The organism is Deinococcus actinosclerus, from assembly GCF_001507665.1.
Lineage (GTDB): Bacteria > Deinococcota > Deinococci > Deinococcales > Deinococcaceae > Deinococcus > Deinococcus actinosclerus.
This window is the reverse complement of sequence record NZ_CP013910.1, coordinates 454,460-471,127: the sequence shown is the minus strand read 5'-3', so window position 1 is coordinate 471,127 and position 16,668 is coordinate 454,460. Positions and strand designations below refer to the sequence as shown.

Genomic DNA, 16,668 nt, shown 5'->3' with positions numbered 1-16,668 from the left:
CCTCCTAGAGGGTGCCGCCGGACAGGGGTTGCAGCCCGCCGGGGCGTGAGCGGCTGAGGTCCGCGACCGTTTGCCGGAACTCCGCGTTGATCTGCCGCCACTCGGCCACCCCGGCCCGCCACTCCGGCACAGCCTGCCCGAACGCCGTGAAGCCCAGCAGCGCCTCGGGCGGGAACAGCACGCGGGGCGGGGCGCCGTACTGCACGTCCGGGGCGTTCCCGAACACCGGGCGGCCCTCGCTGGTCCCGCCGCCCGACTGGGCCGGGTCGATACCCCAGCGCTGCTGCAGGTCCATGAACTTCGGCGCGACGTCCGTGTAGAACCGCTCGGCCCGCTGGTCCACCTGACTGATCGCCGCGTCGATCCCCGCGAGGGCCGCCGCGTCGTCCGCCGTGTCCGGCGTCTTCAGGGCGTCACTCCAGGCCTTGATGGCCGGGGCGAGGATGCTCTTCAGGATCTCGTCTTTCAGGAAGGCGTCTACCATGCCGGCCAGCAGGCCGTCGAACGTGTTCTCGCGCAGGGTGCTCTTGAACAGGCTGAAGTCGTTCTGTTTGATGGCCTCCACCATCCCGGTCTTGATGCCGCCGATCAGCGCGTCCTGCAAGGTCTTGGCGAACATCACGCCGATCTTGTCGATCTCGTTGACCACCTCGGGCCCACCACCGAACACGTCGGCCAGGAAGCCGCGGCTGCGGGTGTACGCCTTCTGGTAGTCGCCAGGGTTGAGCAGGGGGTTGTCCTGCGCGAACTCCTGTTTGAGGCGGGTGACCTCCGCCTGCGCCTTCTTGAATCCACTGATGGCGTCGGCGATGGAGCTGACCACGTTCGTGATGAGGCTGACCCACGCGCCGATGTCCGCCGGGTTCTGCATGATCCGCATGACGTCGGTGATCATGCTGCCCAGCTTCTTCGCGGCGTTCTGCGCCCCGTCGAGGTTCGCCGCGAGGTCCTTCCAGGGTGTGGACAGCTTCTCACCGGTCACCCCGTCGTACGCCTGTTCCACCTCTCCCAGCGCGCCTGCGACCTGTCCGAGCGAGCCCGCGACCTGACCACCCCAGTCGAGGTACTCCTGCGCGTCCATGAGCTTCCCGATGGCCCCGGCCGCCTCGCGTGCGCCCCGAGCGATCTGGCGGAACTGCCCCGCCAGTTCGGTATCCCCGGCGGCCTGAGCCGCTGCGGCGTACCGCTCGGCCTCCTTCGCCAGTCCGCGCAGCTGTGTAGTGGCGTCCACGGTGTCGAGTTCCCCCGCCGCCCTGGCCTGCTCGATGCCGACACCCCGCGTGAGCAGGCCGTCGTAGTTGCCCTTCATGCGCCCGATGGGCCCGAGGTCCACGTTGTCGCTCGCGCTCTTGAGCTGCTCGATCAGGGCCAGCAGGTTCTGCAGGTCCGCGATGGTCAGCTCGCCGCTCGAGCGCGCCTCGTCGAGGCTCTGGGTGAGCCCGTCGAAGGTGGTGGGATCGTTCAGGCCCGCCGCGCCCAGGTCGAAGATCTTCTGGGCCCAGGCGGTGAACTCGTTCGTGGGGGTGGGGTTGGCCAGGGCGCCGCGCGTGCCGCGTTCCCAGCCATCCACAACCGCCTCCTCGGTCAGGTCGCTCAGGATGCCCAGGTAGGTCTGCGCGTCCTTCACGCCGTCCTCCAGGCCCTGACGGGTGCCGTCGCTGAGCTTCTTGCCTGCCTCGCTGGCGAGCAGGTCGGTCACCTCTGCGATCACGCCCTGGAGCGCGGCCGGGTCGGTGGTCTCAGCGATCAGCGTGCCCAGATCCCGGGCGCGGGTGATGGTGGCGAGGTCCGCACCGTCCTGCACCTGGGGCGCGAACCCGTTGCCCCCGGGGATCAGGCCGGCCGCGTACGGATCGGCGTATTTCGGGAGCTGGCCGCGCAGGTCCGCCAGGAACACCTTCAGTTTCGCGGCGAGCTTGGCGCCCGTGGCCGGATCGGCGATCTTGTCCACCACCTGCGCGATCTGATCGTCGATCATCCCGCCCAGGCCCGCCACGAACGTCCCGAACTCGGTGTCGAGATCCAGGGCGCTGCCCAGATCGTTCAGCCGGTCCACGACCTGCCCGATGGCGGCGGCCACGTCCTCCCCGTTCTCCAGGCGGGTGTACAGGTCGTCGAGCGTGCCGTACAGCGTGTTGATGGCCCCCTCGGTATCCCCGACCTGTGCCAGGGCGTCGGCGGCGCCCAGGCCCTCGGTGGTGACGCGGGCGATCTGCTCGGCCTCCAGCTGCCAGATGACCGTGCGGTCCGCGATGGCCTGCCGCACGGCGTTCAGGGTGTCGGCACTGACCTTCCCCTGAGTAGCGAGATCCTCCAGGGCGCGCACGTACGCGTCCGTGGCGGCCTCCCCGTCCGGCAGGAGATCCAGGGCCCGCTCCAGGGTCACGGTGTACCCCTGCCCGGCGCGGGTGGCCCGGTCGTAGCTGTCGCCCACGTTGTCGTACGCGCCGCTGGCGATCTGCGCGTCGATGGCGAGCTGGTACACGGCCTCGGCGCTGGCCTGCGCGCCGGTCACGAAGCGGCTGCCCGCCACGCCCGCCGCGCGCGCCGAGGTGGCCAGTTCATCCACCCGCTTGCGGTACGCGGCCAGGGTCTCCTCGTCCACCTGTCCCGCGCGGATCTTCTCGCGCAGGCCGGTGGCCAGTTCGCCGTACGCGTCCCGCACTTGACGCACGGCCTGGGCTTCCCCGGCGAGCGCGGCACGGTTCGCGGCCTGCTGCGCGAGTCGCGCCGCCTGCACCTCGTCCGTGTACGCCTGCCGGGCCTGTGTAATGGTGGTGGCCATGTTGGGACCGCCCGCGTTCTGAGCCTCGCGCACCGCCTTGTCTCGCACGGCGCGCGCGACCTGCTCACGGGCATTGGCCTCGTCAGCCGCCTGCCGTTTGATCAGCGCGACCCGCTGGGCCTGCGTGCCCTTGAAGGCGTCCAGCTCGGCGCTGTTCAGGGTCCGGACCCGGGCGAGGGTGGCCTGCTGCTCACTGACCTCCAGGTCGCGGGCCTGCGCGGCATACCGGGCGCGCAGCTGCGCCTGTTCCTTCGCTCGGGCCTTGGCCTTGTCACTGGCCTGCTGGGCGGCCCGGTCATCCCCCTCCCGCTGTTGGCGGGCCTTCCCGGCGGCGTCCCCGGCGAGATCGAGCAGCGCGCGGTACTTCGCGGTCTCCCCGTTCTTCGCCTTCTCGCTGCTGGCGGCGGCCTGGGCGGCCTTGCTGATGGCGTCGAGGCTCCGCACGTACCCCTGCGCGTCGTCCGAGAGCTTGAACGTGGATCCCGCGAGGTCGAGCTGTCCCTTGAGCTTGTCGAACGTCTGCCCGTACTGACTGACCTCCTTCCGGGTAGCCTTCGCCTCGCTGCGCACGATCTCCAGCGCCGCCGCCGCGCGCGGGCCGCTGTCCGTGAACGCCTTCAGCACGGCCTCGGCCTTGACCTTGCCGGTCACGTCCCCGGCTTTCGTGGCGGCCTCGATGCGGTCGAGGATGCGCCGCGCCTCGGCGATCAGCGCCTGATCGGTTTTCTTCACGAACGCGGTGGCGGTCGGGGTGGTGTTCGTGCTGGCAGGGCGGACACTGCCGTCGAGCCCCGCGTACCCGATGGTCCGGGCGTCCACGGGCGTCGTGCTGCCCGCGCGGTAGCCCATGAGGTGGAGGTGTGGCGCGCTGCCGGCAGTCGTGCCGGTGTTACCCACGGTGCCGATCTGCTGCCCCCTGAGGATCAGGGCCTTCCCGCCGCCTTTACGCAGGGCTTCCTGCACGCCCGCGTCGAACTGGTCGAGGTGGATGCCCACCAGTTTGTTCCCGAGGGCGTCCACGAGTTCGAACACCTTGCCGTTCCGCGCGTCCTGCCGGGTGCTGATCTGCCCAGCGAACGGCGCGAGGATCGGCGTGCCGCGCGGCGCGCCGAAGTCGATGCCGTTGTGGGTCGCGTCGGCCCGCACGGCGCCGTCGTGGTGGTAGTCCTTCCCGCTCACGCCGAACTCGTTCAGGATGCGCTTCCCGGCCATACCCAGCGCCTGGACAATCCCGTCCGTGGCTTGCTGCACCGCGCGCTGCTGCCCCGGCAGGAGCGGCCCCTCGCCCACCTGCGGCTGAATCCGCTTCAGGGTCAGGTCCGCCTGGTTGGTCGGGGCGGCCTCTCCCGCCCCCCGTCCCAGGCCGGTGCGAGCCACGATGAAGGCAGCGGCGCGCAGAGCCGGGTTGTTGGCCGGGTTGAAGCCCTTCTCGATCTGCTGTCCCGCGCCCAGCAGGAACTTCAGGATGGCGGTGGTGCCGTCGTCCTTCGCCGTGATCTGGAGCGTGGCGTGCAGTTCCGCCGGGGTGGCGGCGTTGTTCATGGCCTCTTTCAGGTCGCCCAGCTTGATCAGCAGGGGATTCACGCCCTTCTCCAGGAACGTGGTGAAGCTGCTCAGAAGGGTGCCGTTGAACAGGATCTGCGTGCGGTCCCACGCGGCGTTGAACTCCCCCACGCTGTCCTGCGCGGTGCCCTTCAGTTTGGCGGTGGCGCGGTCCAGTTCGCCGGTACTGTTCGTGACTTTGCTGAGGATGCCCCCCGTGTCGCTCAGCCCGCCGTTCAGGAGGCCAATCACGGCCTGGAGGCCGCCCACATCCCCGATCAGGGTGGCGAGCGCCTGGCTGTTGTCACCCACGCCCCGGCCCAGCTGGTCGAGGAACTTCACGAGTCCCATGGATTTCAGGGCGGTAGCGTTGAACTCGATGCCGAGGGCCTTGGCGGTCTTGGTGGCCTGCTCGCTGGGCTTCTGGACGTTGCTCAGAGCCGAGCGGATGTACTCCAGGGCCGTGCTGGCGGGGATGCCGCGCGTGGTGAGCAGTGCCATGGCACCCAGCAGTTCTTCCAGCGGGACGCCCAGGCTCTTGGCCTGGCCGGCCACGGCGCCCAGGCTCCCAGCGATCTCACCGAGGCGCACCTTGCCCGCGCTGATACTGGCCCACAGCATGTCTGTGACGCGTGCGGCGCTGGTAGCGTCCAATTCATAGGCGTTCAGGATGCTGGTCAGGGCGTCGGCGCTGACCTTGGTTTCCTCTCGGGTGACGCGGGCCAGCTGCGCACTGCGCTCCAGGAATTGCAGCGCGGCAGGTTCGCTGTCCGTACCGCGCACGCTGGCACCAAGGATTTCCTCGTACCCGGCCTTGAGGTCCGCGAAGGACCGGCGGGTGTCCACGCTGAGCTTGAGCATCTTGCGGCCTAGGTCGTCGAGGTCGCCCGGCATCTTGTTCGTCAGGGTGCTGATCTCCGCGAGCCCCTGCTGGTACGCGGCGGCTTTCTGCGTGCCGTTCACGAGGGCAACGCTCACGGCGCCGGCCGCCAGGGCCGTGCCGCCCAGCGCAGCGGTGGCCAGGGCGGCCTGCGTGGCGACACCCCTGAGGCCCGCCTGCGCGCTGGGGAGGACAGCCGGGAGGGCCGCGCCGCCCAGCGCGCCCCCGCTGACGGGCGTGGCCACGACGGGGATGTTCGGCGTGGCGTTCACCTCGGCGGCGTTGGCGAGGGCCTTGGCGGCGGCACCGACCTCGGCGCGTTTGCTGAGCAACCCGTCCCGCAGGCCGTCCCCGGCGAACTGACCGATACGGCGCATGACGCGGCTGGGGCTGTGAATGTCCAGCGCGTCCTCCGCGCCATCCTGCACTTCGTGCGCGAGGTTCACGGCGGCCTGCCGGACGCGCCCCTGCTGCCCGGCGAGCCCACCCTGCAGGCCCGCCCCGGCCTGCTGCGCCACGTCACGTGCGCCCTCGCGGGCGGCCTGCTCGGCGGCCTGCATGCCGCTGGTGATCACCTGTTCGAGCAGCTGCCCGAACGGCCCGAGGTTCCCGACCGCCTGGAGGATGCCCTGGGTGATGCCCGCGCTGAACCCACCGGGCGTGTTGATGCCCTGGACGTTGTTCACCGTGTTCTGCGCGCTGGCCATGACCTGCGTGAGGCGGCGGTAGGCGTCGCTCTGTTTGTCCACGGCCTGCGCCTGGAGGAGCGCCTGCTGGTAGATGCGGCGCTGCGCCTCGATGGTCTCGTCGTCGCTCATCTGCCGCGCCCGCCACAGGTTCCGGTAGCTGCGCTGCTCGTTCTCCAGGGCCGTGATGGTCGCCTGGGAGCGCACGCGCTCATCCCGCGCGGCCTGGGCGGCCATGCGGGTCTGCAGGGAGTAAGCAGCCGACTGCTCACGGATCTTCGCGGCAGCGGCGGCACTCTCGGCGGCCGTGACACGCGCGGCCTGCACCTGGGCCTGACCGGCGGCGCGGTACTGCTGCTCCAGGCTGCGGGCAGCGGCGGCCTGCTCACGGCTGACCTTGGTGGTCTGTCCGCTCACGCGGTCCAGTTCGGCCCGCAGGTCCCGCAGCGCGGGCACGGCGTTTCCGCCGACGAGCACGGGGATCTCGATCTTCTTGCCGAGTCGGGCCTCGGCGGCGTCGAGCGCGCGTTTCAGTTGCGCCTCGTCGAGGTTGAACACCACGTCGGCGGTCAGGCTGCCGAGGCTGATGCCAGGGGTGTCGGGAGCGTCACTCTGGGTCATGGTTCACCTCCCGCGCGGGGCGGAATGAGAAACCCCCGCGCTGGGCGGGGGCTGTGGGTGGTGTGGTGTTTCAGTTCAGGGCGTCAAGCTGCACAGCGTCGCTCCCCGCTGGGGTGGAGCAGGCAAACGACGCTCGAACCATGCCGCCGAACGTGTTCTGACTGCTGACACTCCCAGTCCAGTGGAATCCGGTTGGGAACGTTCCCCCGGCGCGGCCTTCGTCCTGATCGGTGTAGTAGTTGCTGAACACTGCCGTGGTGGGTGCTTTGAGCTGCTCGCGCACGAGGCGCTGGCAGGCAGCTCCGAAGTTCCCGAAGCTGTACTGCTGTCGTTGCACGGTGGACATGCCAGGAGGCGCAAGCTGGTACATCACGCCAGAGGCGATCAGAACAGCGAACGCGATACCCAGGATGAGCGGCAGGTCCGAGCGCCGCCGTGGGGCGGCCTCGACTCCGGCGGCACGCTCAGCCCGCACGTGGGCACGGTACGCCTCTTCCGCTTCAATGCGGGCTTTCGTCTCGGCGTCCAGTTCGGGGGGCATGCTGCCAGCTTACGGGGTGCCCTGTGCGGCCGTTGCCTGAATCTGGTGCCACAGGGGCGCCACGTCATCCGCCCAGACGTTCTCGGGGAAGCCGCCGGCCTCCGCGAACGCCATGACGGCGCGCGCGGTGCTCACGGGCAGGCCCGCGATGGGCTCGGCCTTCGGGACGAGAGCGGTGCCCGCTGCGGGCGTGCTGGGCAGGTAGAACGCGTGGGCGATGCGGTACGCCTCGGCCCGGTCCCGTTCCTCCTTCGTGGGTGGCGGGGGTTCCGCCGCGCGGCCCCGCAGGATCTTCGCCACGCCGTCCTTGTCCATGTGCGCCCAGTTCGCGTCCAGCTGCGGGCGCAGCCGGGGGTACAGGATCTGACCCTGCCCCCGCATCAGCCAGTGCAGTTGCGGGATGGTCAGTGCGGCCAGGGTGGGCAGGTCGTACCCGGTCACGCCGATCAGGGCGTACATCTGGTCCGAGAGTTCCTGGTCGCTCAGCGCGCTTTTGTGTTCTCACCCGCCTTGGGCAGCTCACCGTAGAACAGCAGGTGCTCCAGCAGCGGCAGGCGGCTGGATTCCATGTGCTCCATGAACCACTCGGCGGTAATGCTGGCCGGGTCGGTCGTGTGGTTCTTCACGCGGCGGCGCAGCTTGTCCGCCCAGAACTCACAGCGGGCGTCCTCCGCGATCCGCTCGCGGGCCTCCCCACCGACCGTGACGGTCACGGTGGGCAGGGCGTTGTACTCCGCGACCTCCGCGATGGTCAGGGGCGCGGCCATGAACACGACCTCCTGAATGGTGAAGGTGTCTTTGCTGGTACCAGCGAGCACGGTCAAAAGGTTCATTCGCCCTCCTGGGGCATAAATACGCGGCCCAGCCGGAAGCCACTGGGGAGACCGGCAGGCGCGCGAAATCTTCGTTTATCGGGGGTGATGAGGGTGCGGACGCGCGTGAGGGGCGCGGTGGCGTAGAACGCGAACGCCTCCACGCCCCCCGGCACGTCGCGCGGGGCGAACAGCGTGACGCTGCAGCCCCGCGCGGTGAGTGTCAGGGTGTCCACGAGTTTTAGGCGTTGTCGTCGATGTAGTTGTTGCTGGTGTCGACGTACCGGTAGTTGATGACGTTCAGGTCGAAGCCCCAGGTGGGGATCGCGGTGGCGTCACCCTGGATGCCGCGGTCGCCGATGGTGCCGTTGCCGTACACGCGCACGCCCGCGCTGTGGTACATGCTCTTGAACGCGACGGGCCAGCCGTTCTTCGCGGCGGCGATCAGCTTCTTGGTGAGGGGGTTGCTCGCGCCGGACGCGGTGGCGAAGGGGATGGTGCCCCCGTTGTCCTGCGTGGCGCGCAGGGTGGGGGTGCTGCCGTCAGCCTCGACGAACAGCGGCAGTTCGCTCGTCTGGACGTTCTTGGCGAACGCGCCCAGTTCCGCGACGAGGCTGACGCGTTCGAACACGGGCGTGGTGACGCCCGGGGTTTTCACGGCGATGAGCAGGTAGTCGAGCTGCTTGCGGACGGCGACGGTATCGAGCGCGACGAATCCGGGATCAGTGGCGGCGGTGGGCATGGGTTCCTCCAGGGGAACGCCCCCACGTCAGGTGGGGGCGGGTGAGGGGCGGGTGGCCGGCGCGGGCGCGCTTAGCTCTTGAGGTAGGTGAGGATGTTCTGGTACGCCTCGTCGGCGGTGTCGGCGGTGTTTTCCAGCTGGCGGCCGTCCTTGGTGGTGAGGTACACCTTGTGCTGCCCGTTCACCTCCTCGCTGTAGTAGCTGTTGCCCTTGTTGTCCTTCCTGGGCTTGACGACGGGGGTGCTGGGCGTGGCGTCGGTCTTGGTCATGGTGGTTCCCTCCAGGGGTGGATTTACTCGATGTACACGCAGATGAGTCGCACGGCGGCCAGGGGGCGGCGCGTGTCGCTGTCTGGGGTGGGGGGCAGGACGGCGCCCCGGGTGATGCCGCGCAGGGGCGGGTAGCCGGGGTGTTCGGTGACGAGGTTGGCGAGGCCAGCGCGGGCGGCCTGCCAGATGGGGCGCAGGTCGCTGAGCTTCCAGCCTTCCTTGCCGTACAGGGTGATCAGGAGCGTCAGGGTGCGCTCCTGGGGGCGCGCGCCGCCCACTTCCGGGTAGTAGTCGCGGCGGGCGGCGTCCGTGATCTCGCTGATCACCCAGAACGCACCGGTGGGGAGCGGGGTGGGCCGGGCCTCGTGGATGTCCCGGACGGGCACGAGGGTCGGGAACAGCTGCGCGAGGGCCTGGGCGGCGTTCACGGGGGCTCCTGGTACACCACCGTGCCGTGGGCATCCACGGTGAATGGGCGACCTCGGTAGGGCTCATACCAGTGGTGGAACTGCGCGGCGGGAATGACCTGCCGGGTTTGGTCGAGGGCGAGGATGGTGACAGCCTGCTCATCCATGCGCAGCACGACGCAGCTGTCGGGTTCACAGACAGGGCACTGTGCGGTGGCGACGTAGACCCTCACGGTTTCACCCCCATGGCTGTGCGGACGGCGCGGTGCACGTCCCGGTCCTGCAGCAGGTCGTCCATGAAGGGGCGCCCGCCCATGTCCGGGGGTTTGAAGTGCAGCGCCATGACGTACCCGGGGACGTTGCGCAGGGCACCCCAGCGGGCGCGCAGGCTCCCGGCCCCCTCGGCGCCCAGGCTGTCCCGCAGGCGGCTGCTCTGCTCAGCGGGGTACTCGCCCTCCGCGCTGGACCGGTTGGGCAGCCGGGCGTGCTGCCGGCCACTGCCGGGACCGCTGAGCTTCTCGCGGGCGACGTCCGCAGCCGCCTGTGCACCGGCCAGGGCCAGGGGGGTCAGGCGGGCACGCAGCTTAGCCAGTCCAGCCGGGTTCACTTGGGCCATCTGTGACCTCCCCAGGACTTGCGAGTGGCACGATCCACACGACGCCCTGCCCGCCTGCGTTCTCAGCGTCAGCGGTCGGGTAGTACGCGCGGCCCTCGTACGTGAGGTGCCACCCAGGTGTGCCCAGATCGGGCATGTACGGCAGGTACGCCACCCAGTCAGGCACGGGCAGCCCGGCGGGCGTGCTGGCGCGGCGCCGTTGACTGGCGGGCATCAGCAGGCCCCGCACGTTGATGCCCGCGCCTGGGTCGCTGCTCTGATTCCACGCGGTATTACTGCCACCGCGCACGACGATCAGATCGTGCCCAAGGTCCTCGAATAGTTCGTCCAGCTCCGGCTTGAGGAGCTGTTGAATCTCAAGGGTGAGTGCACCCGTCATGGCCACACCTCGCTGTCATCCCAGCCCACCAGCGTGGGGGCGGGAACGCCACTCCCGGCGGCCTGATCACGCAGGCGTCCGGCCAGCGTGCACCATGCATCGGCGTTCGCGGCACTGACCGTCCCGGTAGCCGCCTTCTCGATCTCGATGCCCTCGATCTTGAAGCGCTTCTTGCCGGGGGCCGTGAGCGCCGCGCCGCGCGCCTTCAGGCACACCGTTTCGAGGATGTCGGCCGCCACGAGCCGCACGTCGCCGTGCACCTCGAAGGCCAGCTCGGCATCCACCTGCTCAGCGGAGTCCAGGGCCTCGTGGGCGGCCCAGGCGGCGGGGGTGACCAGCACCCGTAACCGCTTCAGGTCATCTGCGCTCAGGGCCATGGGTCACCCCCTCGCTCAGCTGCCCTGCACGAGCACGGCACCGTTCGGGTCCACGACGCGGGCGCCCAGCACGTGACCGACCTTCACCGCGAAGCTGTGGTTCCGGAAGCTGCCCTGATCCTGGTACTCGCGGGTGGTGGGCATCTCCGTGTACGTCAGCGGCCCGCCCGCGAAGCCTTCCAGGAACGCCACTTCCAGCCAGTCGACCATGCGGTCGAACGCCACGTAATCCTGACCGAACACGCGGCTCCACAGGCGCTCGAGGTGCAGTGTGAACGCACCACGCAGGATGTTCGGGGTGCGGCCGCTGCGGGCGTCCTCGTACTCCTGAGTGTTCGCCAGGTTGAACGCGTCCCGGTTGGCCGTGCCGAAGATGATGTCAGTGATGTCGACGCCGTACTCCAAGTCGTTGCCGTCCCCATCCTTGAAAGTTCGGGCAGCGAACTTGGCGCGCAGCTTCTTGATGGTGTCGATGGTGGGCGCGCCAGAGCCGTCCCCGGCCACGGTGATCTTCCCGCTGCTCAGGCCGTCGAGGATGGCTTTGAACACCACGATGGCTTCCGTGCGTCCGGCGCCGCGGCCCAGGCTTTCCAGGCCGCGCGTGAAGACACCCACCTCGTCGTTCTGGCTCATCTCCCACGTGTAGGCCAGGGCCTTCTCGTAGTTCGCGACGCGGTACCCGCCCTCAGCCTCGCTGAAGGTGGCGTACTGGACGTCTTCCTTCTCGGGACGCAGGGCCAGTTCGCCCATCTCGCTGAGGCGCATCGTGCGGATGGTCTTGAAGTCCGGCACGGTGATCACGCGGGCGAAGGACCGCCAGTTGCTGATCGGCCCCTGGTACGCGGGCAGCAGCGTGCGCTGGCGCAGGTTGGCCAGGGCCAGCGGCAGGTCGCTGGTGGTGTGCGTGTCGGTGAGGCGCTGCGCGGCCATCAGGGGGCCGATGCTGTCGATGAACTCGTCAGCGAGCGACTCGACCTGCGCTTCGACCTGGGCGTCACTCAGCGTGGCGCGCTCAGCGCGGACGGCGGTGTACGCGTCGGCCACGTTCTGCGCGCCGTGGTAGCCCTGGTAGAACGCGCGGGTGCCCGCCTCGACGATCACGGCGTCGGTGGCGGCCTGCGCGGTGCCGGTGGGAATCTCGCCCTTGGCTTCGGCGAGCTGCATCTTGAGGAGCAGGGTCTTGGACATGAATGGCCCTCCTTGGGGCATGAAGAAGCCCGGCGTTCAGGCCGGGCGGTGAGGGGGTGAGGGCCGGTCAGGCGTTGGTGAGGCCGACGGGCGTGACCTTGCCGTCCGTCCAGTCGGCCAGTGCGTACCCGATCAGGGCGTTGCCGCTGGCGACGCCGCTGTACGTGCCGTCCGCCGCGACCTTGTAGACCTTGTCGCCTGCCGAGCCAGCTCCAGCGACGGGCAGGTTCACGCTGGTGCTGATGCCGATCAGCTCGACGGTGGCCTGCCCGTCGGCGAGACCAGGGGCGGCGGTGCCGTCCGCGACGGTGGTAGCGGTGGCGCGGTCGGTCTGCGCCCAGCCCTTGAGGCCCTTGGTGTTGATCAGGACGACGTCGCCGCTCTTCGTGCCGGCGGGGACGGGCATCGCGAGGCTGATGTTGCCTTTCGCGGTGCGGTTGAGGTTCTTCGCCATGGTGTGCCCCTCCTATGGGGTGGTGTGAGGGTGAAGGGCCGGGGTTACAGGCCGAACGAGCGGCGGGCCGCGCTGAAGGTGCTGCGGCTCTTGCCGGTGGTCTTCTTGCCGTCCTGCACGGTGGCCGTGGTGTCCAGTCCGGGGTTGTTCGCCTCGTCCTGCGCGGCGCCGGTCTTATCGCCACGTTCCGCAATCAGGGCGGTGACTTCCGCCTGGGCTTCCTCGTCGCTATCCATGCGCAGCGCCGCGTCAATCACGCGCTTCTCGAAGCGGGCGTCCAGGTCGATGTCCCCGGACTTGCCCAGCTTGGGCAGCTTCGCGTCCGCCAGGGCTTTCGTGGCGATGGCGCGGCGGCCGTCATCCCGGATCTTCTTCTCCAGATCCAGGCGGGCCTTCCGCTCCGTGGCCAGCTGGTCTTCCAGGCTGTTGGCCCCGGCTTCCTGCTTGCCAGCCGCGACGGCCTGGTCGTACAGCGCGGGGTACTTCGCTTTCAGTTCCGCAAGGTCTTTCACGTGATCCTCCTCCCTGACGCTGTCGGCCGCGTTCAGCTCCCCAGCGAGGTCGGCTGGTCCCATCACGGCGTCGATCGTGACGAGGCGCGCGTCGTCATTGACGACCTGAATGGTTTCCTCCGGATCCGGCCACTCCGGATCCACTTCCTTGGCCGGCAGGTACCGGGCGCTGCCACGCACATTGGTGCTCATCCCGACCTTGACCCCGGCGTCCAGCACGGCCTGAAGGTCCCGGCCCTGCGTGGTGGCCACGACCACGCCTTCGAAGCGCAGCAGCGTGCCGTCCATCCAGAGGCGGTCGTACTTGACGCCCACGTTCTGGATCAGGCCTTTGGGGCCTTCGTACCAGGGGTCGGGGTGCTGGACCAGGCCGTACAGTTCGCCGGTCTTCAGGGCGTCCTGCGCGGCGGCACACATGCCGGTCAGGACAGCGAGACTGAAGAAGCGCCGGTTCAGGTTGACCTTGTCGGCTTCCTTCGCGACACCACTGATCCGGCGGGGCTTCCCAGCGTCGGCGTCCTGCATGGGCTGCAGGTCAAAGGATTCGACGGCATCTCGGAGGATGCCGTCGGGCGTGGTGGGGCTGCGGGTGCGCTGGTCTGTCATGTTCGCTCCTTGTCCTGCATCAGGACTTCACCCGGTTTGAGTTCCGGGTGACGGCGGGCGGGGAAGTGCTCCGGCGGGGCTTCCTGGTCATTGACTGGCTTTGGGGTCGGCGGTTGGCTTTTTGGCTTTCGGGTCGGCTTCCGGTCCATTCGTCTCTGCCTCCTTGGCCTCGCTGGCCAGCTTCTCCACCTCTGCGGCTGGGTCGTAGCCCAGCTCGGCGGTCATGGTCTGACGGCTGGCCAGGCCCTCGCGGGCGACGAGGTTGATCTTGGCGATCAGGGCGGTGAGGTCCTCGTTCTGCAGGCTGGGGAAGTTGAAGGGGAATTCGACCTGCGCAGCGGACACGCGCTTGCGGCTCCCCTTCTTGGTGGTGAAGGTGCCATCCGGATACCGCCGGGTGAGTTCGGTCCGGAAGGTGGCCTGCAGCCAGTTCCACACGGTGCGCTGCCGGCGCTGGAAGCTCTTGCGGGCGGGTTCGCCCATGCTGTCCGCCGTTGTGCGGGTCACGCCTCCACCCTCGGCGAGGTAGTGCTCTGGGAGGCCCAGGGCCACGGCGAGCAGTTGCTTGATCAGCTTCGCGTCGACCGCGGAGTCCTGCGCCTTCAGGTCCGGGATGTGGAAGTCGAACTCCTCGCGCTTGCCCTCAGCGTTCTGCGCCAGGGTCAGCACGGCGCCGTTCCTGGGGACGTTTCGGAAGCGGCCCGCTTTGGCGTTCAGTTCCTTCTCGTCCTTCGCGAAGGCGTAGTACACCGCGTTGATCCGGCTGGCCAGCTCGTGCACCTTCGTGCGGGCGTTGATGAAGTTCAGGTACGCCAGGGCCGGTCCCAGCGCGCGGCCCACGGCGGGCCAGCCGCGCACGTCGTTCAGGAGGCTGTCGTGGGCGGACCAGACGTACTCACCCTCGCGGAGGGTGCGCTTCCCGGCAATACCGATGCTCTCGACGACGTCGGGCAGGCCTGGCGCGGTCGTGAACTTCAACTGCCCATCGATCACGCCGTACTGCCCGATCCGGGCGGCCTGGTCACGCCGGGTGAAGCGCTTCGGATCCGGCCAGATGGTCAGGTTCTCGCCCAGCAGGAGGTGTTCCGTGAACCACCGTTCGATCAGGGTGTCGAAGCTGTTGGCGGCCCAGAATTCCTCCATGACGGCCTGCACGGTCTTGTCCGGGTGATCCCCGTATGTGACGGACGTGCCCAGCACGAAGCTCTTGATGACTTCGATAGCGCCGTACAGGAGGGGGTTGAGGTACCACGCCACGACGGCCGCACGCTGCGTGTCGGCCCGGGAGAGGGCGCCCAGCAGGCGCACCTGCTGCGGGAGGGTGACTGGACCGCCGATGCCGCCCGTGAGTTGCCAGCCGCCCTGCATGTCCTGCGCGTCTTCGTGGCGCGCGGTCACGGGTTGGCCGTATTGGTCGAGAATCACCAGTCACCTCCTTGGTAGGTGTCGTCCTGCTCGTACCCGGCAATGCCGGAGGGGGGAAGCTCGGGTTCTTCCTCACCGAGCATCAACTCAGTGAGCGCCCACACGAGGGCGTCCATACGGTCGGGGGACTTCTCTCCTGGGACCCAGGTCGTCATCTGCCCTTCGAGGTCTGGGAACACGCCGACGTGATGCACGAGGCCCTGCTCGTAGAGGGTGCTGATCGGCTCCGCCCGGGTCTGCTTGCCCCGGCTGGCCCAGACGGGCTTGACCGGCACACGCTTGTCCACGGTGCTGATGGTGTGCGTGACCATGTCCCCGCCGTTGTTCTTCTCAGGCACGATGGCGTCGGCACGGTGGTAGTTGTACGCGTCGATGCTGGTCTGCGCCCACTCGCTCGGGCTGAAGTTCCCGGACAGATCGCCCAGGACGTAGGCGTGCCCATGGGCGTCCTTACCGGCGACGATGATGCCGGTCTCGGCGCTGTCGCTGCTCTGGCTGGCCTGCGGGTCCACGGCCACCACGATCCGGATCAGGTCGGGCAGCTGGTCGAACTTCAGGCGGAAGCCTTCGCGGTTGAACATCGCGTACTTCCACAGGGCGCCGGGCGTGTCCTCGAGGAGTTCACCGTCGAGCTCCTGGCGGCCGAGCCGCGTGCCTTCGTACTTGCGGATGACGTTCCGCTTGAACGTCTCGGAGAGGTTCCCGAGGTTCTCTGCCGTGCTGCCCCCGGTGAGGACGGTGCCCTCGTCCTTCTTCAGTTCCCGGATCAGGCGGTTCGGGCGAGGCGTGCCGGTCATGACCACACGCGGATCTTTCCCGAGGCGCAACCCGAACAGCAGGTTCGACCAGGTGGTGTCCTCCCCCGTTCCCTGGTCAGCATCGTTCCAGGTGGCCGGCTCGTCGCCCCACGCGCCGTGATGCTGCGGGCCGCGCAGCTTGCGGGGCGTTTCGCTTGAGTAGCACTTGAATCGCGCGCCGTTCTTCAGGTACAGCTCCCCGAGAGAGCGGTTCCAAGCGGTGTCTACGGAACCACCGCGGAGTTCGGATTCGTCCAAGACACTGAGCAAGCCGGACTCCCCTTCCACCATCACGTCCCGGGCGTCTGCTGCGGTCTGCGCGACCAGGGCGAAGCGGCCCCGTGGGGTCTCTCTGGCCCACTGAGCGATGGTCTCCGCGCCGGTCCTCGTCTTCCCGAATCCGCGCCCAGCGAGGATCAGCCAGACGAACCACTCGCCCTGCGGCGGCAGTTGGTTCGTTCGGGCCGTCAGCAGCCAGCGTTGCCGGGCGGTCGTGCCGGTACGGGCCTTAGGTGTTCTGGGGGTGATGCGGGCAACGCGTTTCTGGGTGGCTTTAATCCGCGTCACCATCTCCAGCATCGTTCACCTCCCCAGCTCCCAGCACGTCACGGGTGATCGCGATCTCGGAGAGGGCCTTGATCGCTCCGGTCACGGCGCTGATGTTCTCGGCGCTGCTGGTGGTGATTCCCCGGATGAGGTCACCCTGCTTCCGGATGGCTGTGGTGAGGGTGACGTTGAGTTCGTTCGCCCAGTTCTGCGTGGTCACGGTGCGCGACAACTGGGCGTAGAAGGCCGACAACTCCTCGTCTGTTTCGAGGGCCGCACGGTATCTCTGGAGCGTCCTGGACGTGATTTCGTGCTTGGCGCAAGCTGTCGCGTCTCCCTGCAGTGCGGCGTCCACTAGGGCACGCGCCGCGCGAAGGTTGTCTCGTTTGGGGGATGCCATGAATCACCTCCTGATATGGAAAACCCCCGCGCAGTGGCGGGGCTCAAGCTGAGGGCGAGCTACTTTCCCATGAGAGCCGCGCC

At 68.7% G+C, this 16,668-nt stretch carries 18 protein-coding genes; all 18 read right to left on the bottom strand.

The features are described from left to right. Positions 1–4 precede the first annotated feature (4 nt). The 18 genes from AUC44_RS02290 to AUC44_RS16375 all read right to left on the bottom strand — a co-directional run bounded on the left by AUC44_RS02290 (position 5) and on the right by AUC44_RS16375 (position 16,585). Positions 5–6,514 carry a phage tail tape measure protein gene (locus tag AUC44_RS02290; RefSeq protein WP_062157209.1) on the bottom strand — a complete coding sequence of 2,170 codons (6,510 nt, stop codon included), beginning with the start codon at positions 6,512–6,514 and terminating at the stop codon, positions 5–7. A gap of 70 nt (positions 6,515–6,584) precedes the next feature. Further along, positions 6,585–7,055 (bottom strand): hypothetical protein, encoded by a 471-nt coding sequence (locus tag AUC44_RS02285; RefSeq protein ID WP_062157208.1) that lies wholly within the window; start codon positions 7,053–7,055, stop codon positions 6,585–6,587. Positions 7,056–7,064: 9 nt separating this feature from the next. Beyond that, on the bottom strand, positions 7,065–7,514 hold the full coding sequence (locus AUC44_RS02280; protein WP_062157207.1) for a hypothetical protein: 450 nt from the start codon (positions 7,512–7,514) through the stop codon (positions 7,065–7,067). Positions 7,515–7,537: 23 nt separating this feature from the next. Then, on the bottom strand, positions 7,538–7,888 hold the full coding sequence (locus tag AUC44_RS02275; RefSeq protein WP_157445134.1) for a hypothetical protein: 351 nt from the start codon (positions 7,886–7,888) through the stop codon (positions 7,538–7,540). Beyond that, positions 7,885–8,103, bottom strand: a complete 219-nt coding sequence (locus AUC44_RS02270; protein WP_058975514.1) for a hypothetical protein — start codon at positions 8,101–8,103, stop codon at positions 7,885–7,887. The genes AUC44_RS02275 and AUC44_RS02270 overlap by 4 nt, the downstream gene beginning before the upstream one ends. A 5-nt stretch (positions 8,104–8,108) precedes the next feature. Continuing rightward, a complete protein-coding gene (locus AUC44_RS02265; protein ID WP_058975512.1) occupies positions 8,109–8,609 on the bottom strand; it encodes a hypothetical protein in 501 nt (166 codons plus the stop codon). A gap of 71 nt (positions 8,610–8,680) precedes the next feature. Continuing rightward, a complete protein-coding gene (locus AUC44_RS02260) occupies positions 8,681–8,878 on the bottom strand; it encodes a hypothetical protein (RefSeq protein ID WP_062157205.1) in 198 nt (65 codons plus the stop codon). 23 nt (positions 8,879–8,901) lie between these two features. Next, the gene (locus AUC44_RS02255) at positions 8,902–9,306 is read right to left on the bottom strand and encodes a hypothetical protein (protein ID WP_062157204.1); all 405 of its coding nucleotides are present in this window, start codon (positions 9,304–9,306) and stop codon (positions 8,902–8,904) included. Continuing rightward, positions 9,303–9,452, bottom strand: coding sequence for a hypothetical protein (locus AUC44_RS16380; RefSeq protein ID WP_157445133.1), 150 nt, complete (start codon positions 9,450–9,452; stop codon positions 9,303–9,305). The genes AUC44_RS02255 and AUC44_RS16380 overlap by 4 nt, the downstream gene beginning before the upstream one ends. A gap of 62 nt (positions 9,453–9,514) precedes the next feature. Continuing rightward, the gene (locus tag AUC44_RS02250; RefSeq protein ID WP_157445132.1) at positions 9,515–9,901 is read right to left on the bottom strand and encodes a hypothetical protein; all 387 of its coding nucleotides are present in this window, start codon (positions 9,899–9,901) and stop codon (positions 9,515–9,517) included. Further along, entirely contained in the window at positions 9,870–10,280 is a 411-nt protein-coding gene (locus AUC44_RS02245) for a hypothetical protein (RefSeq protein ID WP_062157202.1), read from the bottom strand. Before AUC44_RS02245 ends, AUC44_RS02250 begins: the two co-directional genes overlap by 32 nt. Continuing rightward, entirely contained in the window at positions 10,277–10,657 is a 381-nt protein-coding gene (locus AUC44_RS02240; protein WP_062157201.1) for a hypothetical protein, read from the bottom strand. The genes AUC44_RS02245 and AUC44_RS02240 overlap by 4 nt, the downstream gene beginning before the upstream one ends. A 15-nt stretch (positions 10,658–10,672) precedes the next feature. Beyond that, complete coding sequence (locus tag AUC44_RS02235) at positions 10,673–11,845, bottom strand: phage major capsid protein (RefSeq protein WP_062157200.1); 1,173 nt, start codon at positions 11,843–11,845, stop codon at positions 10,673–10,675. Positions 11,846–11,912: 67 nt separating this feature from the next. Beyond that, positions 11,913–12,299: a capsid cement protein gene (locus AUC44_RS02230; RefSeq protein ID WP_062157199.1), complete on the bottom strand. Its 387-nt coding sequence runs from the start codon at positions 12,297–12,299 to the stop codon at positions 11,913–11,915. Positions 12,300–12,343: 44 nt separating this feature from the next. Then, entirely contained in the window at positions 12,344–13,417 is a 1,074-nt protein-coding gene (locus AUC44_RS02225) for a hypothetical protein (protein ID WP_157445131.1), read from the bottom strand. Between the two features lie 87 nt (positions 13,418–13,504). Continuing rightward, positions 13,505–14,842 carry a hypothetical protein gene (locus AUC44_RS02220; protein WP_157445130.1) on the bottom strand — a complete coding sequence of 446 codons (1,338 nt, stop codon included), beginning with the start codon at positions 14,840–14,842 and terminating at the stop codon, positions 13,505–13,507. Continuing rightward, positions 14,839–16,209 carry a DNA-packaging protein gene (locus AUC44_RS02215; RefSeq protein WP_082688915.1) on the bottom strand — a complete coding sequence of 457 codons (1,371 nt, stop codon included), beginning with the start codon at positions 16,207–16,209 and terminating at the stop codon, positions 14,839–14,841. Before AUC44_RS02215 ends, AUC44_RS02220 begins: the two co-directional genes overlap by 4 nt. Next, complete coding sequence (locus AUC44_RS16375; protein ID WP_157445129.1) at positions 16,193–16,585, bottom strand: hypothetical protein; 393 nt, start codon at positions 16,583–16,585, stop codon at positions 16,193–16,195. The genes AUC44_RS02215 and AUC44_RS16375 overlap by 17 nt, the downstream gene beginning before the upstream one ends. Positions 16,586–16,668 lie beyond the last annotated feature (83 nt).